The following is a 26,058-nucleotide window of genomic DNA, read 5'->3' as shown; positions in this document are numbered from 1 at the left end:
CTCAGAGCTGACGCACCCCTGGTGTCGTCCGGACGCCCGGCTCGACTTCGGACCGGAACATCCGCCGATACGCGGACGGCGACACCCCGGCGGTCTCGCGGAGTTGTTGCCGAAGATTGGCACCCGTGCCCAACCCGGCCCGGTCGGCGACCTGGTCGACCGTCAGTTCGGTGTCCTCGAGTAGCTGGCGCGCGTAGTCGAGCCGCTGCATGGCCAGCCAGCTGCCAGGACTCACCCCGGTCTCGCCCCGGAATCTCCGCGTGAACGTGCGGACGCTCATCCCGGCGTGCGCGGCGAGTTCCCTGAGGCTGAGCGGCCGGCCGAGCCGCTCGGCCGCCCAGGCCCGGGTGGCCGCGGTACCGCCGTCTCGCGCCGGCGGGACCGGCCGGCGTACGTACTGCGCCTGGCCGCCGTCCCGTCGAGGCGGTACGACGCAGGCCCGCGCTACCGAGCTGGCCACTGCGCTCCCGTGGTCGCGACGCACCACATGCAGGCACAGGTCGATCCCGGCGGCCGCGCCGGCAGAGGTCAGGACGTCGCCGTCGTCGATGAACAGCACCATCGGATCGACCGCGACGGCAGGGAACACCCGCTGGAGCCGCTCGGCCTCGGCCCAGTGCGTCGCGGCGCGGCGGCCGTCGAGCAGTCCGGCCGCGGCCAGGACGAACGCGCCTGTGCAGATCGCCAGCATCCGGGCACCTGGTCGAATCTGCTCCAGCGCACGCAGTACGGCGTCGTCGAGCGCACCCGCGGCGTCGAGGATCTCCTGGAGTTGATGCGAAGGCGGAACCACGACTGTGTCGGCGGTGGCGAGCACCGAGGCGTCATACCGGACGGTGATGGCGTAGCCGTCCGACGTCTCGACCGGCGAACCGTCGACCGTGCACGCGACCACGTCGTACAGCGGCTGCTCCGGATCGTCCCCCGCGAAGGCGCCGCCGAAGATCCGCGCCGCGATGGCGAGCTCGAACGGGACGACACCCGGCAGCGCGAGGACGGCGACGCGGTGCTTGCGGGCGGGGCGGACGGACATGGCCCGATAGTTTCACATGATGTCCATCAGGCCAGTAGGCACGACCGCGCCGCCGGGCGAGACTTCGGGGCATGACAGCGAACGAGAAGACGATGCGGGCCGTGGTCGCCCGGGGCGCCGGCGGACCCGAGGTGCTGCACCTGGAGAACGTGCGGCGGCCGTCGCCCGGGCTGACCGAGATCCTGGTCCGGGTGCAGGCGGCCGGAGTCAACCCGACGGACTGGAAGCGCCGCGCGAAAGGCGGGGACGCGACCGACGCGGACGCTCCGGTGATCCTGGGGTACGACGTGGCCGGCGTGGTCGAGGAGGTCGGGCCCGGCGTGACCTGGCTGCAGGTGGGCGACGAGGTGCTGGGAATGCCGAAGTTCCCGGTGCTGCCCGGGGCGTACGCGGAGTACGTCGCCGCCCCGTCGCGGCAGTTCGTCCGCAAGCCCGCGTCACTGAGTGTCGAGCAGGCCGCGGGGTTGCCGCTCGCTGCGCTGACGGCGTGGCAAGGTCTGGTGGAGACCGGAGGGCTGCGCTCGGGGCAGCGCGTGCTGGTCCATGCGGCCGCGGGCGGAGTCGGTCACCTGGCCGTGCAGCTCGCGAAGAGCTTCGGCGCGGAGGTGATCGGGACCGCCAGCGCGGCCAAGCACGACTTCGTGCGGTCGCTCGGGGCCGACGAGGTGATCGACTACCGCACCGAGGACTTCGCCGCCGTCCTGCGCGAGCGGCCGGTCGATCTGGTCCTCGATCCGATCGCCGGCGACACCGGCCGGCGCTCGCTCGACGTGCTGAAGGACGGCGGTTCGTACGTCTGCATCCTGTCCGTCGACGAGGCGACCGTCCAGGAGGGCCGGCGGCGGGGCATCCGCGCGGAGTTCACCCTGGTGGAGCCCGACCGCCTCGGCCTGACCGCGATCACCGACCTCGTTGCTGAGGGCAAGCTCCGGGTGGAGCTCGACTCGGTCTTCCCACTGGCCGAGGCCGCCGCCGCCCACCGTCGGGGCGAGACCAACCAGGCGGCCGGGAAGATCGTGCTGCGGGTCTGACGAGCAGCTACCCGGCGCGGTAGAGGTCGCGGAGCAGACAGATCTCGGCGCCATGGTGGATGGTCTCGCGGTTGATGTGGGCGATCAGGCCGAGCATCGTGTCGTCGGCGTACGGGCCGGCCTTCGGACCCAGCGGTCGCGCCAGCGCCTTCTCGTCCATCGACCGGATCCCGTCGTGCCACCGGCGGTACCAGTGGTCGAGAAACGCCAGCCCACCCGCGGCGGTCAACGGCAGGTCGGCCGGACGGTGCCGGGCATCGAACATGTCGGCACCGTCCGGGTTGTCCTCGAAGAACGTGTTGACCCGGATCGCGAAGCACCCGACGCCGATGTGCACCAGCCGCCACGCGATCGTCGTCACCGGCGCCGGGGACGGCTCCGGCACTTCCTGGTCCATCACGATGCGGCCGGCGCCGTCGGGATGCACGGTCCAGCTGGGCTGCGCCGGCTCCCACAGGTACTCCGCGTCGGTCAGCCCGTCGAGCCGTGGCCGGAAATGCACGTCCCAGTAGAACTCCAGCTGCCCGATCAGCAGTTCCCCGGTTCCCATCAACTCCACCTCGCAGCCCTCGTCGGTTCCCCGACCCTAGAGGGCCCCGAGGACAGTTCCGCTGCCGCGAGGGCATTCGGGCGAGTACGCCTCTGATGTTCTGTACGACGTTCTGCGAGCGGCCCTAGCAGACGCGGATCCGGCGCCGGGCCGGGGGTGGTGTTCGACCGGCAGAGGCTGACGTGACAGATTGCGACGGTCTCGTCACGTTCGGACATCCCTGGAGGATGCATGAAGGTCCGTACCCTGGCCGCGCTCGGCCTCGGTATCAGTCTGCCCGCTCTGCTGGTCGTGCCCGGCTCCGGCGCCACCGCCGCCGTCGAGCCGGCGCCGATCCTGGACAGACCCGGGTACGTGGCGAGTCGCTACCTGGACCAGAAGGTCAGCTGGAAGCCGTGCGGCGAGCCCGAGCTGCGGGTGAGCTGCGCGAAGATCACCGCGCCGCGCGACTGGTGGAGCCCGGCCGGCCGCGACGACATCCAGATCGCCGTCAGCAAGGTGGCGCCGGCCAAGGGCACGCCGCGCCGGGTCGTGTTCGGCAACCCCGGCGGACCGGGGGGCGCCGGGCTCGGGATGGCACCGTTCCTGGCCGCGCGGCCTGCGCTGGCCAAGGACCACCTGGCCGTCGGCTTCGACCCGCGCGGCACCGGCGACAGCTCCAACGTCACCTGCCAGGGCGCGCCCGGCTACACGATGGACGCCCGGGACCGCGACGCCGGCAACCTCGACCTGATCGCCGAGGCCACCGAGCTGACCCACCCGTACTGCGCACGCCAGTCCCGCGGCCTGCTCCCGTACGTCGACACAGCGCAGACCGTGCACGACATGGACCTGATCCGCCACCTGCTCGGCTTCGAGCGCATCGACTACGTCGGCTACTCCGGCGGCACCTGGCTCGGCGCGTACTACCAGACCTTCTTCCCCGGGCACGTCGGCCGGTTCGTGCTGGACTCGAACACCGACTTCACCCGGCCGTGGGTCGACACCTTCAACGCCCAGCCGCAGGCCTTCGAACGCCGGTTCCGCCAGGACTTCGCGCCCTGGGCGGCGAAGTACCACCAGCAGCTGAAGCTCGGCCGCACGCCCCGGCAGGTGCTGCGCACGTACGAGCAGCTGCGCGCCGACCTCAAGAAGCAGCCCGCGGTCGAGGAGTACCTGGACGGATCGGTGAAGATCAGCTACGACCAGAACACTCTGGACAACATCGTCACCGGAGACCTCTACACCAAGCGCGACTTCTACTCGCTGGCCGTCGACCTCGCCTTCCTGCGCGACCTGTCCGCCGCCCAGACCACCGGCGGACCGCGCGCCGCGCAGCGCAAGGTGGACGCGCTGTCCGTCGACCGGCAGCGCCAGCTGGTTCAGCGCGCGACCCGCAGCACCGTGGGCCTGAGCCCGATCGGCCGGCCGTTCGCCGACGACGCGGAGCACGCCACCTTCACAGCCGTCACCTGCAACGACACCGAGTGGCCGCAGGGACGCGAGTACGGCGAGCGGCTGTCCGCGCAGCTCGGTCCGCAGTACCCGCTGCTCGGCTGGGGTATGAACGAGAACCCGTGCTTGTCCTGGGACCGCCCGCGCCGGACGCTGCCGACGCCGACCGGCGAAGGTCTGCCGACCACGCTGATGGTGCAGTCCGTGCACGACCCGGCGACCAACGTCTCGCTCGCCCTCGGAGCCCACAGCCGGTACGCCGGGTCGCGGCTGATCACCGTCACCGGCGAGGGCGACCACGGTGTCTACGGCGGCGTGAACAAGTGCGCCGACCGGCTCGTCGACGCGTTCCTCGCGACCGGCCGCGCCCCGGCCGACGACACCACCTGCCAGGGCGAAGGCCTGCCGGGGCCGCAGATGCCCCACCCGGACGGCGGCGGTGACGGTGCGCCACTGCACCGGATCGCCGGCTTCACCCGGCAGGTGTCCGGCTACCTGCGCTGAGCAGCTCGGCGCCCGGGCCGAACCCGGTCACAGCGCGGTACGAAACACCACTCTGAACCGGGCGATGTCGGCGCAGATTCGGGCACCGAACGGCAGACTCCGGTCACGCTGCGCGAAAACCAGGCGGCGCCTTCGTTGTCAGCACCTGGTTGTCAGGGCGATGTCAGGGTAACGTCCCTGTGCCACAGAGCGTCACCAGGACAACCTGGAGTCAGCGCGGGAGAACCGATCGTCGAAGGGGGCTCGACGGGAGGGGACGTCGCCGACGCGGCTTCGGCCGGCTGTGGAGTGGGGGGACTGCCTGGGGGGTCAGACAGAACACAGCCGGCCGGGACCCGTCGACGTCGGACGGTCCTGCCAACGGTCCCTCGCGGGGTACCTTCGATCCCCCAGGTCGTGGTGCTCCGCGAGGCTGGCTTCGGAGCCGGCGGGGCGGCCGGCTCCGAACCACCGGCCTGGGTCGTGCGTCCTGGTGGTCGCACGACCCAGGACCGGGTCGAGCTACAGCCTGGTGGAGCGGTCCGGGGCCGCGGCCGGGCCGGGATAGCCGTCGGCGACAGCCGAGAGCGGCGTCGCGCGGCCTGCGGACCAGGCGGCCCGGAACGCGCGGCGGTCCAGGGCCCGCTCGATCGCCTGCCGGGTGGCCTGGTGGTCGGCCTTCTCGATCTCCGGCACCGGAGCGCCGATCACCTCGCGGATGCCGTCCGCCGCCCCGAGCAGGAACGCGGCGTACTCCGTGCGGTGGCGTTGCTGAGCGACGGTCGCCAGCTCCTCCAGCACGCTCGCCGAGCGCCAGCGATCACCGAGATCGCGGTGCTCGGCCAGGCTTTCGTCGAGCAGGTGGACCGCGCGTTCGGTGAACCCGCGCCGGCGCTCCACGATGCCGAGCTGGTTGAGCGACCAGGCGACGCCTTCGCGGTACCCGAGCCGTTGGGACAGCGCGAGACTCTCCTGCAGCAGGTCCTCGGCCTCGGTCAGGTCACCGGCGTACTGCGCGATCGCGCCGAGGCTGATCAGTGCCCACGCCAGCCCTTCGCCGTCGCCGAGCACCCGGAAGCTGTCCCGCGCCTTCCGGCAGCGCCGGGCCGCGACCTCCAGGTCCCCGCGCAGCCAGGCGACGAACCCGAGCTGGTTGTGCGCCCAGGCCATGCCCGACCGGTCGCCCAGACTCTCGAACAGGTCGTAGCTGCGGCAGTGCAGGCTTTCCGCGGTCAGATAGTCACCCCGCTCCCGGGCGACGCAGCCGAGCCGCTGCATCACCAGCGCAGTACCGGCGGTGTCGCCGAGTTCCTCGTACTGCGCGAGCGCGGACTTGAGGCGGGTGGTCGCGATCTCGTACTCACACTGCAAGAAGGCGAGCATGCCCGCGCCGAGTTGGGCCTTCGCCTTCGCGGACCGCAGGCCGGGCGCGTCCTCGGCCAGCACGAGCGACCGCTCCAGCCACTCGCTGCCCTCCGAGTAGTGCCCGCGCAGGTAGCAGAACAGCCAGAGCGCACCGGCCAGCCGCACCGCGTCGGCACTGGCCTTGGCCCGCAGCGCCCAGCTCATCGCCGCGCGCAGGTTGTCGAGCTCGCCCTCGAGCCGGTCGAGCCAAGCGCCCTGGTTCGCGCCGCGCAAGTGGGTCTCGGCCTCCTCGGCGAGCGCGAGGAAGAAGGCGGCGTGGTTGCGGGCCACCTCGTCGCCGCGCCCGCTCTCCGCCAACCGGCCGGCTGCGAACTCGCGGATCACCGCGAGCATGTCGTAGCGCGCGATACCGCCCTCGCGGCTGACCCGGATCAGCGACTTGTCCACCAGCCGGCTGGTCAGGTCGAGCGTTTGGGCGCGTTCCAGCGGTCCGGGCGTCGCCGTGCCGGCGAGCACCGCCGCCGCCGCGTTCAGCGTCCAGCCGCCGACGAACACCGACAACTCGGCGAACAGGGTCCGTTCCGGTGCGGTCAGCAGGTCGTGGCTCCAGCCGATCGCGTCGGCCAGCGACTGCTGGCGCGGTTCCGCCGTGCTGGAGACGCCGGCGAGAATGCCGAACGACGTCTCCAGCTCGGCGGCGAGCTCCTCGACCGTCAGCACGTTGGTCCGGGCCGCGGCCAGCTCGATCGCCAGCGGCATGCCCTCCAACCGGCGGACCACCCGGGCCACCTGCTCGATCTGCCCGGTCGGCTTGTTCCCGCGCGCGCTCGCCCGGTCGACGAACAGCCGGACGGCCGGCGACGACTCGGGCTGCTGCTCGACGGCCGGCAACGCCAGCGGTGGTACGACGTACACGCTCTCGCCCGGCACCCGGAGCAGTTCGCGGCTGGTCGCCAGGATCGACAGGTTCGGGCACGACTCCAGCAGCGCGGCGCAGATCCGCGCAGCCTCGGCGACCAGGTGCTCGCAGTTGTCCAGCACCAGCAGGATCCTGCGGCGGCCGAGCTGCTCGGCGACCTCCTCGACCAGGCGGGCACCCTCGATCGGGTGCAGACCGGTCGCGGCGGCGATGGTCGGCGCGATCGCGGCCTGGTCGGCGATCGGCGCGAGCGGCACCCAGCAGACGCCGTCGTCGAACTTGGGCCCGATGCCGCCGGTCAACGCGAGCGCGAGCTGCGTCTTGCCGACCCCGCCGGGCCCGGTCAGGGTGAGCAGGCGGGTCACCCGCTCGCCGAGCCGCCGGCCGGTCTCGGTCAGCTCGTCGCCCCGGCCGATCAGCCGGTTCGCCGGGACCGGCGGCGGGCGCAGCGTCGAGCGGCTGGGGTCGCCGTCGCGCCGGGCGGCCGCGGTGAGCTGGGCCCGGTCGGGCGCACCGAGCCGGAGAGCGTCTCCGAGCAACCTCAGGGTGTGCGGCCTGGGCGCGCGGCGACGACCTCGTTCGAGGGCCGCGATCGCGTCGACGCTCAGACCGGCGAGCTCGGCCAACCCTTCCTGCGACAGTCCGGCGTCTCGCCGGTGCCGGCGCAGCAGATCACCGAACCCCGTTCCCTGAACGTCGTCCGAGCCACGGCGAGACCCGTCAGATGGCACAGGACGGCTCCACCCAGTCTCCGACCCGTGCACGGCGGTCGCCGCGCACCCCTCGAAAGTAGCCTCTCCGCCGCAGGATTGTCAGGCGGTGGAGGCGGTTCGCGCCCAACTGCTGCGAATCCGCGCACGGCCCGCGACCGACGCAATCGTTTGATCGACCGGGCTCAGACGCCGTCGTGGCGGGAGATCGCGGTCCGCATCGACGCCCGGGCCCGTTTGCGGTCGCCGGCCGCGTCGTACGCCGTGGAGAGCCGGAACCAGGCCCGCCAGTCGTCCGGCGCCGCCTCGACCGCCACCTTGTACTGCGTGAACGCGGCATCCGCGGCGGCCCGGTCCACCCGTCCGGAGGGCCGGCGCGGCAGGTCGTCCACCGGCAGGCCACCTTCCAGGTCGAGCTCGTGCGCGAGCTGCTCGGTCCGGCGGCCGAACTGCAGCTCCCGCCAGACCAGGTACGCGCCGACCACCGGGATCACCAGCACCGCGACCCCGAGCCCGATCGCGACCGGCTCCCCGGTACCGATCAGCAGCACGCCGCGCCAGCCGAGCAGCACGGCGTACACGACGAAGACGGCCGCGATCACGAGCGCCGCGCGTTTGCTGGTCATCGGTCGCGGATCTCAGTCGAGGTCGAGGAAGTGCTCGAGACCGACCGTCAGCCCGGGGGTGTCGACGATCCGCCGGACGCCGAGCAGGACACCGGCCATGAACGACTCGCGGTGCATCGAGTCGTGCCGGATCGTCAGCGTCTCGCCGGCGTCGCCGAACAGCACCTCCTGGTGCGCGACCAGTCCCCGCAGCCGGACGCCGTGCACCCGGATTCCGTCGACCTCGGCCCCGCGGGCGCCGTCGAGCGCGGTCGTGGTGGCGTCCGGGACGGGGGCGGCGCCGGCCTCCCGGCGGGCTGCGGCGATCAGCTCGGCGGTGCGGCGCGCCGTACCGGAGGGGGCGTCGACCTTGTCGGGATGGTGCAGCTCGATGATCTCGACCGACTCGTAGTACTTGGCGGCCTGGGCGGCGAACCGCATCATCAGCACCGCGCCGATCGAGAAGTTGGCCGCGATCAGCACCCCGCTCGCCGGCTGCGCGCCGAGCTGGTCGCGCAGCGTCGCCAGCCGCTCGTCGTCGAACCCGGTCGTGCCGACGACGGCGTCGACGCCGTGCCCGATGCACCACTCGAGGTTGCCCATCACCACCTCGGGCCGGGTGAAGTCGACGACCACCTGGGCGCCGGCCTTCGTCAGCTCCGCCAGGTCGTCACCCTGATCGAGCCGGGCCACCAGCTCCAGCCCGTCCGCGTCCTCCACCGCCAGACACGTCTGGGACCCCATCTTGCCCTTGGCCCCCAGCACCCCGACCTTGATCATCCGCACCCTTTCCACACCGTTGCGTCCCGCCCAAGGATGTCACCCACCGTCAGTGGCCGGTCGGCACCCCGGGCGCTGGGAGCACGGTCACGGGAGAGGCTTGGCGTAGCAGAGGGCGGTGGGCTCGTCGACGTACTTGCCGTACGCCGGGATGGGCCGGTAGCCGAGGGACTCGTACAGGCTGACGGCCTCCGGCTGGCGGACACCGGTGGCCAGGCGGAGGGCGGTGGCGCCGCGGTGCCGGGCGACGGCCTCCGCGGAGCCGATCAGGCGGCGGGCGACACCCCGGCCGCGGTGCTCGGGGCGCACGTACATGCGCTTGATCTCGCCGACGCCGTGCACGACCGGCATCAGGCCGATACAGCCGACCGCGTCGCCCCCGGCGCCCGCAACCAGGAACGAGGTGTCCGGGTGGACCGGGTGCGACGTGCTCGCCGGGTACCGGATGAAGAGCTCCTGCAGGGCCAGATCGAGCAGCAGGACCAGACCGAGGTCGTCGCGCGGGCGCGGCTCGATCAGCAGTTGGCTTTGCACGCCGCTCAGGATGGCACGCCCGAGGTGTACGCCGCCTGCGCCCGTTCGGCGAAGTGGCACGCCACGTGCTGCCCGGACTCGATCACCCGCAACTGCGGGACGTCGACCGAGCACCGCGCCTCCGCCTGCAGGCACCGGGTGTGGAACCGGCAGCCCGACGGTGGCGACACCGGCGACGGCGGATCGCCGGCCAGCACGATCCGGCGACGGCCCTGCCGTGCCAGCCCTGGCTCGGCCGAGAGCAACGCCTGCGTGTACGGATGTGCCGGTACGTCGTACACCTGGTGGTGCTCCCCCAGCTCCGCCACCTTGCCGAGGTACATCACCGCCACCCGGTCGGACACGTGCCGCACCACCGACAGGTCGTGCGCGACGAAGATGATGCTCAGCCCGAGCTCACGCTGCAGCCGCATCAGCAGGTTCACCACCTGGGCCTGCACCGACAGGTCCAGCGCCGACACCGGTTCGTCGCACAGCAGCACGTCCGGGTTGAGCGCGATCGCCCGCGCGATCCCGATCCGCTGCCGCTGCCCGCCGGAGAACTGGTGCGGGAACTTCGTCTCGTCCTCGGCCCGGAGGCCGACCAGCTCCAGCAGCTCGCGGACCCGCTTGCGGACGTCCAGGCCCTTCGCGACGTCCACGTGCACGTCCAGCGGTTCGGCGACGATCTCGCCGACCCGCATCCGCGGGTTCAGGCTGGAGTACGGGTCCTGGAACACGACCTGGACGTTGCGCCGCCAGCGCCGCAGCTCCCGGCCCTTCAGCTTGGCCACGTCGACGCCGTCGTACCAGAGCTCGCCGGCGGTCGGCTTCTCCAGCGCGGCGAGCAGCCGGACCAGCGTCGACTTGCCGCAGCCGGACTCGCCGACGATGCCGAGCGACTCACCCTTGCGCAGTACGAGATCGACGCCGTCCACCGCGCGGACCAGCGTCTTGGTCCCGAACGACAACGCCGGGCTGATGTCGTAGTGCTTCACCAAGTTTGTTGCTACCAGCAACTCAGTCATCGGACCGTCTCCTTCACGGCGTTGCCGGTCCGCCGGATGCACGCGGCGTCCCGGCCGGGGGCGACGGTCAGCAGCGGCGGCACCTCCAGCGCGCACTCGTCGATCGCGAGCCGGCACCGGGTCCGGAACGCGCAGCCGGACGGGATCGCCCGCAGCGACGGCGGCGTCCCGGGAATGGTCGGCAGCTCCTGGCCCTTGAGGTCCGCCGACGGCATCGAGCCGAGCAGTCCCTCGGTGTACGGGTGCATCGGCTGCTCCAGCGCGGCGGCCGTCGTGGCCCGCTCGACCACGTGGCCGGCGTACATCACCACCACGTTGTCGGCGACGTCCGCGACCACGCCGAGGTCGTGCGTGATCAGCACGACGCCCATGTCCCGCTCGGCCTGCAGCTCCGCGATCAGCTCCAGGATCTGCGCCTGCACGGTCACGTCCAGCGCGGTCGTCGGCTCGTCCGCGATCAGCACGTCGGGATCCAGCGCGAGCGCCATCGCGAGCATCACCCGCTGCCGCATGCCGCCGGAGAACTCGTGCGGGTAGTCGTGCACCCGCTTGGCCGCGGCCGGGATCCGCACCCGGTCGAGCATCTCGGCGGCCCGCTTCATCGCCGCGCCCTTGGACAGGCCGCGGTGCACCCGGTAGCACTCCGCGATCTGCCTGCCCACCGACTGGACCGGGTTCAGCGCCGACAGCGAGTCCTGGAACACCATCGTGATCCGGTCCCCGACGATCCGCCGGCGCTGCTTGACCGACATAGTGATCAGGTCGTCGCCGCGGTACTTCGCCGTACCGGACACGATCCGCCCGGGCGGCATCTCCAGGATCCCGGTCAGCGCCTGGGTGGACACGCTCTTGCCCGACCCCGACTCGCCCAGGATCGCCAGCGTCTCCCCCGCCCGCACCTGCCAGGAAACCCCGTCCACCGCCCGGACCGGCCCCCGCGGCGTGTCGAACTCCACGCTGAGGTCCTCGACCCGCAGCAGTACTTCGCTCTTCATCGGATCAACTTCGGGTCGAGGGCGTCGCGGATCGAGTCGCCGATGATCATGAACGAGATCGTCATCGTCGAGATGAACAGCGCCGGCCAGATGAACAGGTGCGGGGTGTCGCGGTACGAGGCCGCGACCCCGAACTGCGAGCCCCAGGAGATCGACGGCGGCTGCAGACCGACGCCGAGAAAGGTCAGTGCCGCCTCCAGGCCGACCATGCCGCCGATGCCGAGCGTGGTCATCGCCAGCAGCGGCGCCATCGCGTTCGGGAACACGTGCTTGCGCAGGATCCGCAACGGCGGCACCCCGATCGACCGGGCCGCCAGCACGTACTCGCGGTTGCGGACCGAGAACACCGTCGAGCGCATCAGCCGCATCCCGCCCGGCCAGCCGATCACCAGGATGACGCCGACGATCACCCAGATGCTGCGGTTCGGCACCGAGTTCAGGATGACGATCAGCATCACGATGCCCGGCACGGCGAACAGCACGTCCGCCGTCCGCGAGATCAGCGCGTCGACCGCGCCCGGGAAGTACCCGGCGAGCAGGCCGAGGCCGCCGGCCAGCACGAAGATGCCGAAGCTGGCGATGATGCTGACCAGCACCGACGGCCGGGCCCCGTGCACGACGTTCGCGAAGTAGTCGCAGCCCTGGATGTCGTAGCCGAAAGGGTGCCCGTCGCTGCGCGGCTGCCGGCTCTTGGCCAGCTCGCAGAACCGCGGGTCGACCGAGGTGAACAGCTTCGGGAACGCCGCCATCGTGAAGAACACCAGCAGCAGCAACGAGCAGAGCACGAACTGCGGTTTGCGCAGCAGCGCCCGCAGCAGTTCCCGGTTCGACAGCGCCCGGCCGTCCCCGAGGTCCTGCGCCTCGGCGCTGACGACCGCCTGGACCTCAGACATTGCGCACCCGCGGGTCGAGCAGGCCGTACAGGATGTCGACGAGCAGGTTGATCACGATGAAGGAGACGAACGCCAGGGTCGACAGCAGCACCACGACACCACCTTCCTTCAGCTTGATCGCCTGGAACATGAACTGGCCGAGCCCAGGCAGGTTGAAGATGCTCTCGGTGATGATCGCCCCGCCGAACATGCCGGCCAGGTCGATCCCGATGAACGTCACCACCGGCAGCAGCGCGTTCGGCAGGATGTGCCGCCACAGCACCCGCTGCTCCCCCAGGCCCTTGGCCCGGGCGGTCTTCACGAAGTCGGCGTTCACCGTCTCCACGATCGACGTCCGCATCAGCCGGGCCAGCCCCGCGAACCCGAGCAGGCCGATCACCAGTGCGGGCAGCAGGTACGAGCGCGGGAAGCCCTCCAGCACACCCGACACCGGGAACCACTTGAGTTCCACCCCGAACACGTACTGCGCCGCGAAGTACGCCACCAGCCCCGGTACGGCGAGCAGCACCAACGTGACCAGGAGCAGCGACCGGTCGATCAGCCCGTTGCGCTTGAACCCGGCGTAGATGCCGAAGAACAGGCCCAGCGTCCACTGGACCGCGTTCGCCAGCAGGGTGAGCTTCAGCGTCACCGGAATCCGGAGCCGCAACTGGTCGGCGATGTCCGCGCCGGCGAACGTCGTGCCGAAGTTGCCGGTCAGGATGTCCTTCATCGACAGCAGGTACTGCACGATGAACGGCTGGTCCAGGTGGAACTGGGCGCGCTTCGCCGCCAGCACCGCGGCCGGGATCGGCTTGTCGCCGGCCATTTCGCGCAGGGGGTCCCCGGGCATCGCGAAGACGAGCGCGAAGACCCCCAGCGTGACGATCAGGCCGATCGGGATGGCCGCGAGTCCGCGGCGCAGGACGAACCGGATCACTTGAACGTGGCGTAGAGCGCCGAGACGCCGGTGTACTTCGACACCCGGGGCTCGATCTTGGCCGAGTGCAGGTACGCGTTCTGCTTGTGGATCAGCGGAATCAGCGGCATGTCCTCCAGCGCGATGTCCTCGGCCTCCTGGTACAGCTTGATCGCCTTGTCCGGGTCCGGCTCGGAGTCACCCTTGGCCAGCACCTGGTCGAGGGCGGGGTTGCTGTAGCCGGAGAAGTTGGCGTCGCCGGTGGACTTGAACATCGGCGTCAGGTAGTCCTCGATCGACGGGTAGTCGTGACCCCAGCCGCTGAACCGCAGGCCGTCCAGCTTGCGGGTGTCGGCCAGCTCGCCGATCTCCGAGCCCTGCTTGCCGGTGTACTTCACCTCGAGGCCGAGGTTCTGCCGCAGCATGTTGCCGATCGCCTCGGCGAAGATCTGGCCGGTCGCCGAGCTGGTGTTGTAGTTGATGTTCACCGGGCCGGAGAAGCCGCCGGCCTCCTGCAGCAGCTGCTTGGCCTTGGTCGCGTCGAAGGTGCAGTACTTGCAGGCGTCGGCGCGGTAGCCGTTGATGTCCGGCGCGATCAGCCCGTTCGCCGGGGTGGCCAGACCGACCAGGTCGCCGTAGGCCTTCCGGTCGATCGCCATCGAGAACGCGTGCCGCAGCTTCGGGTTCTTGAACCGCTGGTCCCAGGCCGGGATGACCAGGTAGTTGGCGCCGGAACTCTCCGCAGTCACCCACTGGTCCGGCGCGTCGGTCTTGAACGTCTTGATCTTGGTCGACGGCACGTCCACGAAGTCGACGGTGCCGGCCAGGAACTCGTTGTACGCCGTGTCGGCGTTCGGGATGAACCGGTACGTCAGCGCGTCAGCCTCCGGCGGGTTCGGGCCCTTGTAGCCGTCCCACTTGGCCAGCTTGATGTCGTCACCGGGGTTCCAGTCGGCGGCCAGCTTGTACGGGCCGTTGCCGATCGGCTTGCGCTTGTAGGCGTCCGGGTTCTTCCGGACCTCCTCCGGCAGCGGCGCCAGGCCGAGGTACTGCAGGGTCAGCCCGAACTGGGAGAACGGCACCTTCAACTTCACCGTGAAGGTCAGCTCGTCGACCAGCTTGAGCCCGCTGAGCGTCTTCACCGAGGTCGGCTTCGGCGTCGCACCCTCCGGGGTCGGCGGGTTCAGCGCCTCGTAGCCCTCGACCTTGGAGAAGAAGCCGTTGTTGTCCCAGGCGGTCGAGCCCTGCGCGGTCAGGTTCCAGCTGTCGACGTAGTCCTTGGCGGTCAGGGGTTGGCCGTTCTGGAACGTGTGGCCCGGCTTGAGCTTGACCGTCCAGGTCTGGCTGGTCCGGTCCGGCGTGACGGACTCGGCCAGCACGTTGACGGTCTTGCCGGTGTTCGGGTCGGTGGTCACCAGCGGGGCCCACATCGCCATCGCGATCTGGATGCCCGGGCTGCCGTTCTCGTTCAGCGGGTTGATGTACTCCAGCGGGTCGGCGGCGATCGCGATGGTCGCGCTCTTGGCGCCACCGGTTCCCGAGCCGTCCCCACTGCTGCTGCCGTCTCCACAGGCGCCGAGCACCAGGGCGAGCCCCAGCGTCGCCCCCAGAACACCAGTCACACGTCGCACGTCGAACCAACTTCCTCGGCGGAGGGCCGCTAGGCGGGCGGATGTGCACGCCATGTTGGCTGGTTGTTACTGCGCATGTCAACGTTGTCAGTAACAAAACGCGAGCAAGTAATACACGCGTTACTTGCGAAGACCTCAGAGCACCTAGCCGTTTCACCGGCCGGAACATCGAGACTAGCGCCGGAACCGGGGATAAGTCATCAGACCATAGTCACGTTTCTGCGTTCTCACTTCGAGCACAACTGCACAAAGGGGCTGCGTACGCACTGTGCCGGGCTCTTGACGGAGCGCTCAATCGTCGCCGCGGGCCTGCCCCGCGAAGATCCGCGCGAACCGGCCGTCCCGGACGCCGAGCAGCTGCTCGTACCGGCCCTGCTGCACAACCACTCCGTCGTCGAGCACATAGATCCGGTCCATCTCCCGCAAGGTCCAGGCCCGGTGCGACACCACGATGGTGATCCGCTCGTGCCGGGTCCGCCGGAGCTCGGTGAAGATCTCCCGCTCCGCCTCGGCGTCGATCGCCGACGTCGGCTCGTCGAGAATCCAGATCCCGGCCGCTCGCAAGTAGATCCTGGCCAGCGCCAGCCGTTGCCACTGTCCGCCGGAGACGCCGGTGCCACCCCACTGCTGACCGAGCTGGCTGCTCAGACCGTCGGCCAGCCGCCGGGTGAACGTCTCTGCCTCGGCCGACACCAGCGCCCGCCGTACGCCGTCGTCGTCGACCGGGCCGGGCGCCCCCAGCCCGACCACCTCACGCAAGGAGAACTCGAACTTGCCGAACTCCTGCACCAGCAGCCCGAAGTGCCCCAGCCGCTCGCTCTCACTGAGCACCGCGGCGTCCCGGCCGTCGATCAGCACCCGGCCGGAGCTCGGCGTCAGCATGCCGACCAGGACGTTCACCGCTGTCGTCTTACCTGCCCCGTTGACGCCGACCAGAGCAATCATCTCGCCCCGCTCTGCCCTGATCGACACGCCCCGCAGCGCCTCCTGATCAGCTCCGGGGTAGCTGAACCCGACGTTCTCCAGGCAGACCGACCCGACGTCGCGGACCACGGTCTGCGGCACGGACGCCGGCACGGACGCCACGAACCGCCGGTAGATCCGCGCCTGCGGAGCCGCCGTGATGATGGTGCCGAAGGCGTAGCCGCACAGCCGGATCGCGTTCAGCCCGGAGATCGTGCCGGCGACCGCCGCGGCGGCTCCGGCGCCGGAGGCTCCACCGGCCACGAGTGCGACCAGTGCGGCACCGAACAGTACGGCGGTCGCGAGCGCGGCCGCGAGTTCCCAGAGCATCGCCTTGCCGACCATGCGATCCAGCACCGTTGTCGCCGCGCCTCGCCGGAGCCCCACCAGGGCGGCAACCTTCCGTCCGGAACCCAGCACGGCCAGCTCGGTCCCCGAGCGCTGCTGCACCAGCTGCTCCGTCGCGTACGCCGCGCGGCGGTCCGCCGCAGCGACGTCGGGCCAGCCGCGGGCCTCCATCCGCGCGATCGCGGTGAACGCGAGCACGGTCGGCACCAGCGCGGCGGCGACGAGCAGGCCGGACAGCGGGTTGATCTGCCACACCACCGCGCAGAGCACCACCGCTGTCACCGCGGCGCCGAGCACCTGCAACGTCCGGCCGGCCACGCCGTCCATCGCCGTCGTCGCGTTCTGACTGGCTTCCAGGTCCGTCGTCACATCAGGCCGAGCCAACCGGCTGGGCGGGAGCCGCGCGGCCGCGTAGGCCAATTCGGTGCGGTACTGCAGCCGCAGCCGCAACGCCATCCGCTGGGTCGCCGCGAGCGCGACCTGGCCCAGCGGGTACATCAGGCCCACCACCGCAGTCAGCCCCAGCAACGGCGCCCAGCTCGTACGGCCCTCCGACAGCATCTCCACCACCCGCTCCAGCAGCACGACCTGTGCGCCGGGCAGCACGGCTTGAGCCAGCAGCAAGGCGGCGGAGATCACCAACCACCGCGGCGTACCGGTCGCGGCGTCGGTCAGCGACTCGCCGGCGGTTCGGACGGCGTCCCGGAGGGATGCACGGGTCGAAAGCTCCATCGGGTGTCCCCTGTCATCGCAGGTCGGCTCCCCTGCCGATGCAGCGGCGTCACACGAACCAAGCTTTCGGTCAGAGGGTGAACTTGTCCGTGTTCTCCGCGAACGGGCCCATCACGGTGAGCGCGGGCGTGCCGGCGTACAGCTCGGCGGCCAGAGCGTGCACGTCGTCGAGGGTGACGGCGTCGATGCGGCCGAGGATCTCGTCGACGGTGGGCAGCTCGCCGTAGACCAGTTCGGCCTTGGCGATCCGGGTCATCTTGGCGCCGGTGTCCTCCAGGCCCATCACGACCGAGCCGCGCATCTGGCCCTTGCCGCGGAGCAACTCGTCGGGGGTGATACCGCCGGCGGCCAGCGTGGCGAGTTCGCCCCGAATCACGTCGAGCACCTCGGGCGCCTTCTTCGGCAGGCAGCCGGCGTACACACCGACCATGCCGGAGTCCGCGTACGCCGAACCGAAGGTGAAAACCGAGTACGCGAGCCCGCGCTTCTCCCGGACCTCCTGGAACAGCCGCGACGACATCCCGCCACCGACGATGCCGTGCAGCACCCCGGCGACGTACCGGCGGTCGTCGTTGCGCACCAGCCCGGGCATGCCCAGCACCAGGTGCGCCTGCTCGACGTCCCGGCGGTGCACCCGCACTCCCCCGTACGTCGGGACCCGGCGCCCCGATCCGCGGCGTACCGGCGCGGGCGCCGACTCGGCGCTGACCCAGTGCCGCTCGAACGCCTTGCGGACCAGCCGGACGACGTCCGCGTGCTCGACGTTGCCGGCGACCGAGACGACGATGTTGTCGGGGGTGTAGCGGCGGCGGTACCAGCCGACGACCTGGCGGCGGGTCAGCCCGGCCACCGACTCCGGCGTACCGGTGATCGAGCGGCCGAGCGGGGACGAGCCCCACAGCTGCTCGGCGAACAGGTCGTGGATGTGGTCCGAGGTCTCGTCGGCGTGCATCGCGATCTCCTCGTCGATGACGTCGCGCTCGCTCTCGACGTCCTCCGGCGTCAGCGTCGCCGAGGTGATCATGTCGCAGATCACGTCGACGGCCAGCGGGAGGTCGGAGTCCAGCACCCGCGCGTAGTAGCAGGTGTACTCCTTGCCGGTGAACGCGTTCATCTCGCCACCGACCGCATCCAGGGACGCGGAGATCTCCAGCGCGTCGCGCCGCTCGGTGCCCTTGAACAGCAGGTGCTCGAGGAAGTGCGTGGCGCCGGACAGCTGCACCGGCTCGTCCCGCGAGCCGACGCCGACCCAGACGCCGAAGGTGACCGAGCGAAAGCCCGGCACGGACTGGGAAAGCACGCGGAGCCCGGAGGGCAGGACGGTCCGTTTGACCGGACCGCCCTGCTCCGGGCTCAGCAGAGTGCTGGTGGTGGCTCGTGTCACTCGGCGGGCGCGGCCTCGGACTCGTCGGCCTTGTCGCTGCCGCCGTCCTCACCCTCGACGACCGGGATCAGCGACAGCTTGCCGCGGTCGTCGATCTCGGCGATCTCGACCTGGAGCTTCTGGCCGACGGACAGGATGTCCTCGACCGCCTCCACCCGCTTGCCGCCGGCCAGGCCGCGCAGCTTCGAGATGTGCAGCAGGCCGTCCTTGCCGGGCAGCAGGGAGATGAACGCACCGAAGTTGGTCGTCTTCACGACCGTGCCCAGGTAGCGCTCGCCCTTCTCCGGCATGGTCGGGTTCGCGATCGCGTTGATCGCGGCCCGGGCCGCCTCGGCCGAGGGGCCGTCGGTGGCGCCGATGTACACCGTGCCGTCGTCCTCGATCGAGATGTCGGCACCGGTGTCCTCGGTGATCTGGTTGATCATCTTGCCCTTGGGGCCGATGACCTCGCCGATCTTGTCGACCGGCACCTTCACCGAGATGACCCGCGGCGCGAACTCGCTCATCTCACCCGGGGCGTCGATGGCCTTGGCCATCACGTCCAGGATGGTGAGGCGGGCTTCCTTGGCCTGGGTCAGCGCGCCGGCGAGCACGCTGGCCGGGATGCCGTCCAGCTTGGTGTCCAGCTGCAGGGCGGTGACGAAGTCCTTGGTGCCGGCGACCTTGAAGTCCATGTCGCCGAACGCGTCCTCCGCGCCCAGGATGTCGGTCAGCGCGACGTACTCGGTCTTGCCGTCGACCTCACCGGAGATCAGGCCCATCGCGATGCCCGCGACCGGCGCCTTCAGCGGCACACCGGCCGACAGCAGCGACAGCGTCGAGGCGCAGACCGAACCCATCGAGGTGGAGCCGTTCGAGCCGAGCGCCTCGGACACCTGACGCAGCGCGTACGGGAAGTCCTCCCGCGACGGCAGCACCGGCACCAGGGCCCGCTCGGCGAGCGCGCCGTGACCGATCTCGCGACGCTTCGGCGAACCGACCCGGCCGGTCTCACCGGTCGAGTACGGCGGGAAGTTGTAGTTGTGCATGTAGCGCTTGCGGGTCTCCGGCGACAGCGTGTCCAGCTGCTGCTCCATCCGGAGCATGTTCAGCGTGGTGACCCCGAGGATCTGGGTCTCGCCGCGCTCGAACAGCGCCGAGCCGTGCACCCGCGGCAGCACCTTGACCTGCGCCTTGAGCGGCCGGATGTCGGCCAGCCCGCGGCCGTCCATGCGCACCTTGTCCCGCAGCACCCGCTGCCGGACCAGCTTCTTGGTCAGCGACCGGAACGCCGCAGACAGCTCCTTCTCGCGGCCCTCGAAGTCGGCGGCCAGCTTGTCCACCACGGCGGCCTTGACGGCCTCGGTGGCTTCCTCGCGCTCCTGCTTGCCGGTGATGGTCAGCGCCTGCGTGAGCTCTTCGGTGGCGGCAGCCTGGACAGCGGCGAACGCGTCGTCGGCGTAGTCCGGGAAGATCGGGAACTCGCCGGTCGGCTTCGACGCCTTGGCGGCCAGCGCGGACTGCGCCTCGACCAGGGTCTTGATGAAGCCCTTCGCGGCCTCGAGGCCCTCGGCGACGATCTCCTCGGTCGGGGCCTGCTTGCCGGCCGCGACCGCGTCGAAGGTGCCCGGGGTGGACTCGGCCTCGACCATCATGATCGCGACGTCACCGCTGTCGGTGACCCGGCCCGCGACCACCATGTCGAACACGGCGTCCTCGAGCTCGCTGTGGGTCGGGAACGCGACCCACTGCTTGTCGATCAGCGCGACGCGGGTGGCGCCGATCGGGCCCGAGAACGGCAGCCCGGCGATCTGGGTGGACATCGACGCGGCGTTGATCGCCAGGACGTCGTACAGCTTGTCCGGGTTGAGCGCCAGGACCGTGATGACGACCTGGATCTCGTTGCGCAGGCCGGACACGAACGACGGCCGCAGCGGGCGGTCGATCAGCCGGCAGGTCAGGATGGCCTCCTCGGAGGGACGGCCCTCCCGGCGGAAGAACGAGCCGGGGATCCGGCCCGCGGCGTACATCCGCTCCTCGACGTCCACCGTCAGCGGGAAGAAGTCGAACTGGTCCTTGGGCTTCTTGCTGGCCGTCGTGGCCGACAGCACCATCGTGTCGCCGTCGAGGTAGGCGGCGGCGGAGCCGGCGGCCTGCTGGGCCAGCCGGCCCGTCTCGAAGCGAATGGTGCGGGTGCCGAAGCTGCCGTTGTCGATCACGGCTTCGGCGTAGTCTGCGCCCTCCATGGGCGCGTTGGTGGATCCCGACACGGGATACCCCTCTCTCACAGTCGACGACCGCGAGCGCGAGCTTCCGGGGTGCCGGTCTTCGATCGAGGCCCGCGGGTGCCGCGCCGTCGTGCCGACGGCTGCTCCCGAAAGCCACTACCGAGGACCGGTCGTCCTCCCGCCACGCGCTCCGCGTCGTCTGGTGGTCGTTGCTTGATTCTGACGATGTTCAGTTGTGCCGCGCCCACCGGGCACGGATACGCGAGAAGCGGCCACCCGGGATGCGGGAGGCCGCTTCTCACGACGTCATCGGCGCAGGCCGAGCCGCTCGATCAGGGACCGGTAGCGGTTGATGTCCTTCTTGGCCAGGTAGTTCAGCAGGCGGCGACGCTGACCGACCAGCAGCAGCAGACCACGACGGCTGTGGTGGTCGTGCTTGTGCTCCTTCAGGTGCTCGGTCAGGTCCGCGATGCGGTGCGTGAGCAGTGCGACCTGGACCTCGGGGGAACCGGTGTCGCCCTCGGTCAGGGCGTACTCGCCGATGATCTTCTTCTTCGCCTCAGGATTGGCTGACGACACGTGCGATCCTCTCGATGTCCGTTGCGCGGCGCACCGGGGCTTGGGTCACCCGGGCACTCTCGATCCGCGGCCGTTCAGACGGCAGCGTCCACAGTATCAGCCTGTGGACAGCGCGACGAATTCCCCGGGCCGGTGGCCTGTCGCCGCTGCGGCGGCGCGTCGCCGCTGGTCACTGCGGCGTGTCGCCGGTGAGCAGCCGGCGCGCGGCGTCCACGTCGGCCTTCATCTGCACCAGCAGGTCGTCGATCGAGTCGAACCGGATCTGCGAGCCGCGCAGCCGGGCGACGAAGTCCACCGCGATCCGCGACCCGTACAGCTCGAGGTCGTCGCGGTCCAGCACGTAGGACTCGACCCGGCGGTCGACGCCGTCGAAGGTCGGGTTGCTGCCGACGCTGATCGCCGCCGGGAACGGATCGCCGTACGCCGGGGCGCCCGGTGCCGGGTCGAGCACGGTCAGCCAGCCGGCGTACACGCCGTCGAGCGGGACCGCGGCGCCCGGCTCGGCCGGGATGTTCGCCGTCGGGTAGCCGAGCTCGCGGCCGCGCTTGTCGCCCTCGACGACCCGCCCGGTGACCCGCAACGGCCGGCCCAGCGCCGTCGCGGCGCCCTCGACGTCACCCGCGGCGACGAGCTCGCGGATCGCGGTCGACGACCACGGCTGCCCGTCGCCCTTGAGCGCCAGTCCCTCGACCTGGAAGCCGGCCACCGCACCGGCCTCGACCAGCGTGTCGACGTGCCCGGCGGCCCGGTGCCCGAAGCGGAAGTTCTCGCCCACCACGACCGCCTTGGCCTGCAGTGTGCCGACCAGGACCCGGTCGATGAACTCCTGCGGCGACCAGTTCGAGGTCTCCTTGTCGAACGGCAGGATCAGCACCGCGTCCGCGCCCGCGTCGCCGAGCAGCCGGGCTCGCTCGGCCGGCTCGCTGATCGTCGCCGGCGCGCGGTCGGGCCGCAGGACCGCGATCGGGTGCGGGTCGAAGGTGAGCGCGACGACCGGCAGCCCACCGAGCTGCTCGGCCCGGGCCCGGGCGTGCGCCAGCACCTCCTGGTGGCCGCGGTGCACACCGTCGAAGTTGCCGATGGTGACCACCGACGGACCGTAGTCGGGGCCCACCTCGTCCAAACCGTGCCAGACACGCATAGCAGAAGGATTCCACGTCGCCCGGCGGGTCGGTGCAGCAGGTCCGCGATCACCCCTTGTAATCGGTCGGTGACTCAACTTACTGTGGGCCGCACTGCCACTCCCCCGGAGGTCCTGTGAAGATCCACCGCGTAGCCGCCGCCTTCACCGCGCTGGCCACCCTCGGCGCGCTCTCCCTCGCCGCGCCGGCCCAGGCCGCCGCCCCGACCACCGTCGCCCCGGCGTACCAGAAGTACGTCGCGCTCGGCGACTCCTACACCTCGGCGCCGCTGGTGCCGCTGCCCGAGCTGCTGTCGCTCGGGTGCCTGCGGTCGACCAGCAACTACCCGAAGCTGCTCGCCGGGCTGCTGCGCGTGCAGCGCTTCACCGATGTGAGCTGCGGTGGCGCCGACACCACCAACATGACTCAGCCGCAGCAGACCCCGCTCGGCACGTTCCCGCCGCAGTTCAACGCGCTGACCGCCGACACCGACCTGGTCACGCTCGGGATCGGCGGCAACGACTTCGGAGTGTTCGGCAAGATCGTCGACACCTGCCCGAAGCTGCGCGCCCGGGACACCACCGGCGCCCCGTGCCAGGCGCACTTCACCGTCGACGGGGTGGACACGCTGAAGGCCGACATCGCCAAGACCCAGGCGCGGATCACCGAGGTCGCCCAGGCGATCAAGGTCAAGGCGCCGAAGGCCACCGTCGTACTCGTCGGCTACCCGAAGATCGCGCCGGAGCAGGGCACCTGCCCGGCGATCCTGCCGTTCGCCGACGGCGACTACCGCTACCTGTACTCGGTCGAGCAGGCGCTCAACCAGGCCGTCGAGAACGCGGCGAAGGCGGCGGGCGCGCAGTACCTGGACACCTTCGGCCCGTCCACCGGCCACGACGCCTGCGCCCCGAACGGCCAGGCCTGGATCCAGGGCAAGGACACCAACCTGATCCGCGCGCTCAGCTACCACCCGCGCTTCGAAGGTCAGGCGGCGGTGGCGGCGCTGACCGTCAAGAAGCTCACCGGCCAGCCGCAGACCATCACGTCCGCCGAGCAGACTCGGTTCACCCGCCAGGCCCACGAACTGAGCCGGCAGGCCGGCAAGTCCGGCCTACCTGACACCTACCGGGCCACCCTGAACCGCCTACGGACCGGCGCGCAACGCTGACCCTTTCCATCCGTACGGCGGACGCCGGGCCGCCCCACTTCACGCGTGGGGCGACCCGGCGGTCTTCGTGGCGTGGCGGGTGGTCTCCCCCCGGCCCCCGCCGCCGGCGCGTTCCCTCAGCGCTGGCAGCTTCTTCCACCGATAGCGCCGTGCAAGGCGTCAGTCGTCACCTTGCACGCCAGCCACCGGCGGAGGGTCAGGCCAGCGCCGAGGTGAGGGTGGTGAGGGCGTGGCCCAGGGGGAGGTTGACTCGGTGGGTGGCGTGGGGATCGCCGCGGGTGATGCCCTGGTTGATGATCAGGACCGGTTTCCCGGCCTTCGCGGCGTACCGGACGAAGCGGAAACCCGACATCACGGTCAACGACGATCCCAGCACCAGCATCGCCTCCGCCTCGTCGATCAGGCGGTAGCAGCGTTCGACGCGCGGTTTCGGGACGTTCTCGCCGAAGAACACCACATCCGGCTTCAGCAACGGCGACCCGCACCTGCGGCACGGAACCAGCCGGAACCCCTCGACCGCCTCGTCCGGCAGCTCCACGTCGCCGTCCGGGTTGATCCGCAGGGCCCGCCCCTCGAACGCCGGGTTGGCGGCGCGCAGCCGCCGGTCGAGATCCTCGCGGGGACTCGTCTCGTGGCAGTCCAGGCAGATCACCCGGTCGAGGTTCCCGTGCAGCTCGATCACGTCGCGCGCGCCGGCGGACTGGTGCAGACCGTCGACGTTCTGCGTGATCACGGCGGTCAGGTAGCCGCGCGCCTGCAGCGTCGCGACGGCCCGGTGCCCGGCGTTGGGATCGGCCCGGGCGATCGTCCGCCAGCCGAGGTGGCTGCGCGCCCAGTAGCGTCGCCGCCCGGCCTCGCTGCCGACGAAGTCGCCGTACGTCATCGGGGTGTGGGTCCGCAGACTGCCCGACGCCCCGCGGTAGTCCGGGATGCCGGACTCGGTCGAGATGCCCGCGCCCGACAGCACCACGACTCCCCCGGCCGCGACCACGTCGGCCACCGGCCGCAGATCCGTCGTACCAGGCGCAAGCGCCAGCACCTCAGGACCAGGGGTCCAGCTCAACGTGGGACGGGAACGCACAACTCCCAGAATACGTGGGCGCACCACCACAGACCCTGGGAGAACGCGCCCCGACGCCTTGCCGGCGACTGGAGGGTCAGGCGTTCGGCGGGTACTCCGTACCCCGGGTGAGGTTGAGGGTGGCGATCAGGTCCTCGTGGAGCTCGAACCAGACGGTGTGGCAGGAGTCGATGCCGGTGCCGTCGACCCAGCGGCCGTCTCCGGCGGAGGCTCGGTCCAGGGCGGCCGCGAATCTGCGGTCGTAGCCGCCGAAGCGTTCGAGGGCCGTGCACAACCGGTCGGAGAGCAGGCCGAGTTGCTGGGCCAGGGAAGCCAACTCCTCGATGACCCGTCGATCCCACGCGGGATCGGTGTGGTCGTTGGCGGCGAGCGGGTCGCCGGGCGACGGCCTGAGCTGCCACTGCGTGCAGGCCTGCTGCAGCCGGTCGTTGAGGGGAAGGAAGTCCCGGTAGACCTCATCGACCACAGCCGTCCCGGGCGTTCGGCTCAGCTCGGACGACAGTTGCTGCTCGTTCTTCGCTCGGCCGGACTCGGTGAGCGACCAGCCCCCGGTCCCGGCGAACTCGCTCCAGGTGATCCAGCCGAAGGCCTGGAAGTCGAGCAACAGCTCGTTGGTCGCCGCCGGGTCGAGCGCGAACCGATCGGCGACGGCCAGGTCGTCCGCCATGCCTTTGAGGCGTACGGCGTGCAGCGCCAGCAGGTCGGCGGCCGACGGGCGCGTCACGTCGCCGGCCCGTCGGTTGCGCGGGCGCCCCGCGAGGTGAGCCGGTCGAGGCGCTGCTGACACGCCTGCGGCGAGTTCAGGCCGAGGGCCTGGGCCATCTGCCCCCAGGTGAGCCCGAGGCCGCGCGCCGTGAACAGCAGCCCGGTCTCGAGCTGGTCGAGCTCCGCCCGGGCCACCGGCAACAACCGCAACGCCGCCAGCGCCGCCTCCCTGAGATCGGCCTCCGCCGGTACGCCGTACGCCGCCGCGGCGCGTGCCCCAGGCGTCGCAGTGGTTGCCTCCGGCGTGCGAGTGCTTGCTTCCGGCGTGGTGGTGCTTGCCTCCGGCGCCTTCCGGTCACCCTTCACCCGGTACGCCGTCGGGGCCTCCAGGGCCTGCTCGGCTGCGACGCTCGACCGCCACAGGAAGAAGTGGATCAGATCCGCGGCCGACGGCGGGATCGGAGCCGGCTGCCACGGACGACGCTCCAGGCCATCGGCTCCCAGCGCCAGCAGTTCCCGGCGCGCCTGGCGCTCACGCTCGGCTGACGCCCGGTCATCGGCGCCCGCAGAATCTCGTCTGTCACGCACGCCGCCACCCTTCCGCATCAACAGATCGTTGTCAACATTCTGTTGATGTCCTCCAGGAGGGGCGAGCATTAGTTGAACGAGGCAACCACTTCCTCTTGGTTGCCGCGCGCACCCATGAGCTGTTGACAGCAAGAACTCCTTCACCTAACGTCATTTTTCAGTTACGAATCGTGATCGGTCGAGACGGCCTCTCTGGACCGCCGTCGATCACCGGGGTGCACACACACACCAGCAAGAGGGCAGAACCCAAGCGTCCTGCCGCTCCTGGTGGTCTCCCGATGTCCTGTCGCCGGGCCTGGACCCGCCCGGAACCA

At 70.8% G+C, this 26,058-nt stretch carries 22 protein-coding genes; 3 read left to right on the top strand and 19 right to left on the bottom strand.

Features of this window, described 5'->3' with window-relative positions:
• Nucleotide 1: 1 nt before the first annotated feature.
• On the bottom strand, nt 2–1,033 hold the full coding sequence (locus KFLA_RS14705) for a GlxA family transcriptional regulator (protein ID WP_012920589.1): 1,032 nt from the start codon (nt 1,031–1,033) through the stop codon (nt 2–4).
• Nucleotides 1,034–1,104: 71 nt separating this feature from the next.
• Here KFLA_RS14705 and KFLA_RS14700 point away from each other — a divergent pair, with 71 nt between their 5' ends.
• On the top strand, nt 1,105–2,064 hold the full coding sequence (locus KFLA_RS14700; RefSeq protein ID WP_012920588.1) for an NADP-dependent oxidoreductase: 960 nt from the start codon (nt 1,105–1,107) through the stop codon (nt 2,062–2,064).
• Nucleotides 2,065–2,071: 7 nt separating this feature from the next.
• On the opposite strand, the gene KFLA_RS14695 is transcribed toward KFLA_RS14700, so the two are convergent.
• A complete protein-coding gene (locus KFLA_RS14695) occupies nt 2,072–2,614 on the bottom strand; it encodes a DinB family protein (protein WP_012920587.1) in 543 nt (180 codons plus the stop codon).
• 231 nt (nt 2,615–2,845) lie between these two features.
• On the opposite strand from KFLA_RS14695, the gene KFLA_RS14690 reads away from it, so the two are divergent.
• A complete protein-coding gene (locus KFLA_RS14690) occupies nt 2,846–4,552 on the top strand; it encodes an alpha/beta hydrolase (protein ID WP_012920586.1) in 1,707 nt (568 codons plus the stop codon).
• A 501-nt stretch (nt 4,553–5,053) separates the two neighbouring features.
• Here the strand turns inward: KFLA_RS14690 and KFLA_RS14685 are convergent.
• The 14 genes from KFLA_RS14685 to KFLA_RS14620 all read right to left on the bottom strand — a co-directional run bounded on the left by KFLA_RS14685 (nt 5,054) and on the right by KFLA_RS14620 (nt 22,222).
• Complete coding sequence (locus KFLA_RS14685) at nt 5,054–7,546, bottom strand: ATP-binding protein (protein WP_012920585.1); 2,493 nt, start codon at nt 7,544–7,546, stop codon at nt 5,054–5,056.
• Between the two features lie 164 nt (nt 7,547–7,710).
• Nucleotides 7,711–8,151, bottom strand: coding sequence for a tetratricopeptide repeat protein (locus KFLA_RS14680; protein ID WP_012920584.1), 441 nt, complete (start codon nt 8,149–8,151; stop codon nt 7,711–7,713).
• A gap of 12 nt (nt 8,152–8,163) precedes the next feature.
• Nucleotides 8,164–8,910: a 4-hydroxy-tetrahydrodipicolinate reductase gene (dapB, locus tag KFLA_RS14675; protein WP_012920583.1), complete on the bottom strand. Its 747-nt coding sequence runs from the start codon at nt 8,908–8,910 to the stop codon at nt 8,164–8,166.
• Nucleotides 8,911–8,997: 87 nt separating this feature from the next.
• Nucleotides 8,998–9,444, bottom strand: a complete 447-nt coding sequence (locus tag KFLA_RS14670) for a GNAT family N-acetyltransferase (protein WP_012920582.1) — start codon at nt 9,442–9,444, stop codon at nt 8,998–9,000.
• 5 nt (nt 9,445–9,449) lie between these two features.
• Nucleotides 9,450–10,451: an ABC transporter ATP-binding protein gene (locus tag KFLA_RS14665; RefSeq protein WP_012920581.1), complete on the bottom strand. Its 1,002-nt coding sequence runs from the start codon at nt 10,449–10,451 to the stop codon at nt 9,450–9,452.
• Nucleotides 10,448–11,446, bottom strand: a complete 999-nt coding sequence (locus tag KFLA_RS14660) for an ABC transporter ATP-binding protein (RefSeq protein ID WP_012920580.1) — start codon at nt 11,444–11,446, stop codon at nt 10,448–10,450. Before KFLA_RS14660 ends, KFLA_RS14665 begins: the two co-directional genes overlap by 4 nt.
• On the bottom strand, nt 11,443–12,339 hold the full coding sequence (locus tag KFLA_RS14655; protein ID WP_012920579.1) for an ABC transporter permease: 897 nt from the start codon (nt 12,337–12,339) through the stop codon (nt 11,443–11,445). Before KFLA_RS14655 ends, KFLA_RS14660 begins: the two co-directional genes overlap by 4 nt.
• Nucleotides 12,332–13,258: an ABC transporter permease gene (locus tag KFLA_RS14650; RefSeq protein WP_012920578.1), complete on the bottom strand. Its 927-nt coding sequence runs from the start codon at nt 13,256–13,258 to the stop codon at nt 12,332–12,334. Before KFLA_RS14650 ends, KFLA_RS14655 begins: the two co-directional genes overlap by 8 nt.
• Nucleotides 13,255–14,859 (bottom strand): peptide ABC transporter substrate-binding protein, encoded by a 1,605-nt coding sequence (locus tag KFLA_RS14645; RefSeq protein WP_237706808.1) that lies wholly within the window; start codon nt 14,857–14,859, stop codon nt 13,255–13,257. Before KFLA_RS14645 ends, KFLA_RS14650 begins: the two co-directional genes overlap by 4 nt.
• A gap of 300 nt (nt 14,860–15,159) precedes the next feature.
• On the bottom strand, nt 15,160–16,911 hold the full coding sequence (locus KFLA_RS14640) for an ATP-binding cassette domain-containing protein (RefSeq protein ID WP_012920576.1): 1,752 nt from the start codon (nt 16,909–16,911) through the stop codon (nt 15,160–15,162).
• Between the two features lie 70 nt (nt 16,912–16,981).
• The gene (locus KFLA_RS14635) at nt 16,982–18,295 is read right to left on the bottom strand and encodes a M16 family metallopeptidase (protein WP_012920575.1); all 1,314 of its coding nucleotides are present in this window, start codon (nt 18,293–18,295) and stop codon (nt 16,982–16,984) included.
• Complete coding sequence (locus KFLA_RS14630; RefSeq protein WP_041289329.1) at nt 18,292–20,520, bottom strand: polyribonucleotide nucleotidyltransferase; 2,229 nt, start codon at nt 20,518–20,520, stop codon at nt 18,292–18,294. The genes KFLA_RS14635 and KFLA_RS14630 overlap by 4 nt, the downstream gene beginning before the upstream one ends.
• Before the next feature lie 288 nt (nt 20,521–20,808).
• On the bottom strand, nt 20,809–21,081 hold the full coding sequence (rpsO, locus tag KFLA_RS14625; protein WP_012920573.1) for a 30S ribosomal protein S15: 273 nt from the start codon (nt 21,079–21,081) through the stop codon (nt 20,809–20,811).
• 169 nt (nt 21,082–21,250) lie between these two features.
• A complete protein-coding gene (locus KFLA_RS14620) occupies nt 21,251–22,222 on the bottom strand; it encodes a bifunctional riboflavin kinase/FAD synthetase (RefSeq protein ID WP_012920572.1) in 972 nt (323 codons plus the stop codon).
• Between the two features lie 116 nt (nt 22,223–22,338).
• On the opposite strand from KFLA_RS14620, the gene KFLA_RS14615 reads away from it, so the two are divergent.
• Nucleotides 22,339–23,370, top strand: a complete 1,032-nt coding sequence (locus KFLA_RS14615; protein WP_012920571.1) for an SGNH/GDSL hydrolase family protein — start codon at nt 22,339–22,341, stop codon at nt 23,368–23,370.
• Nucleotides 23,371–23,566: 196 nt separating this feature from the next.
• Here the strand turns inward: KFLA_RS14615 and KFLA_RS14610 are convergent, their stop codons facing one another.
• From KFLA_RS14610 to KFLA_RS14600, 3 genes are all read right to left on the bottom strand, one after another.
• The gene (locus tag KFLA_RS14610; protein ID WP_012920570.1) at nt 23,567–24,451 is read right to left on the bottom strand and encodes an NAD-dependent protein deacetylase; all 885 of its coding nucleotides are present in this window, start codon (nt 24,449–24,451) and stop codon (nt 23,567–23,569) included.
• 76 nt (nt 24,452–24,527) lie between these two features.
• Nucleotides 24,528–25,175, bottom strand: a complete 648-nt coding sequence (locus KFLA_RS14605) for a hypothetical protein (RefSeq protein ID WP_012920569.1) — start codon at nt 25,173–25,175, stop codon at nt 24,528–24,530.
• Entirely contained in the window at nt 25,172–25,744 is a 573-nt protein-coding gene (locus KFLA_RS14600; protein ID WP_041290111.1) for a hypothetical protein, read from the bottom strand. Before KFLA_RS14600 ends, KFLA_RS14605 begins: the two co-directional genes overlap by 4 nt.
• Nucleotides 25,745–26,058: the final 314 nt, after the last annotated feature.

The sequence above is a fragment of the Kribbella flavida DSM 17836 genome (assembly GCF_000024345.1).
GTDB classification, from domain to species: Bacteria; Actinomycetota; Actinomycetes; order Propionibacteriales; family Kribbellaceae; genus Kribbella; species Kribbella flavida.
The sequence above is the reverse complement of the archived record's forward strand: the minus strand, read 5'-3'. Positions and strand labels throughout refer to the sequence as shown.

What these genes read in the sequence shown, in the direction of transcription:
- KFLA_RS14630 (WP_041289329.1), bottom strand. Translation starts at nt 20,520, where the DNA reads ATGGAGGGCGCAGACTACGCCGAAGCCGTGATCGACAACGGCAGCTTC.
- KFLA_RS14660 (WP_012920580.1), bottom strand. Translation starts at nt 11,446, where the DNA reads ATGAAGAGCGAAGTACTGCTGCGGGTCGAGGACCTCAGCGTGGAGTTC.
- KFLA_RS14680 (WP_012920584.1), bottom strand. Translation starts at nt 8,151, where the DNA reads ATGACCAGCAAACGCGCGGCGCTCGTGATCGCGGCCGTCTTCGTCGTG.
- KFLA_RS14700 (WP_012920588.1), top strand. Translation starts at nt 1,105, where the DNA reads ATGACAGCGAACGAGAAGACGATGCGGGCCGTGGTCGCCCGGGGCGCC.
- KFLA_RS14695 (WP_012920587.1), bottom strand. Translation starts at nt 2,614, where the DNA reads ATGGGAACCGGGGAACTGCTGATCGGGCAGCTGGAGTTCTACTGGGAC.
- KFLA_RS14690 (WP_012920586.1), top strand. Translation starts at nt 2,846, where the DNA reads ATGAAGGTCCGTACCCTGGCCGCGCTCGGCCTCGGTATCAGTCTGCCC.
- KFLA_RS14620 (WP_012920572.1), bottom strand. Translation starts at nt 22,222, where the DNA reads ATGCGTGTCTGGCACGGTTTGGACGAGGTGGGCCCCGACTACGGTCCG.
- KFLA_RS14655 (WP_012920579.1), bottom strand. Translation starts at nt 12,339, where the DNA reads ATGTCTGAGGTCCAGGCGGTCGTCAGCGCCGAGGCGCAGGACCTCGGG.
- dapB (WP_012920583.1), bottom strand. Translation starts at nt 8,910, where the DNA reads ATGATCAAGGTCGGGGTGCTGGGGGCCAAGGGCAAGATGGGGTCCCAG.
- KFLA_RS14665 (WP_012920581.1), bottom strand. Translation starts at nt 10,451, where the DNA reads ATGACTGAGTTGCTGGTAGCAACAAACTTGGTGAAGCACTACGACATC.
- KFLA_RS14640 (WP_012920576.1), bottom strand. Translation starts at nt 16,911, where the DNA reads ATGGAGCTTTCGACCCGTGCATCCCTCCGGGACGCCGTCCGAACCGCC.
- KFLA_RS14705 (WP_012920589.1), bottom strand. Translation starts at nt 1,033, where the DNA reads ATGTCCGTCCGCCCCGCCCGCAAGCACCGCGTCGCCGTCCTCGCGCTG.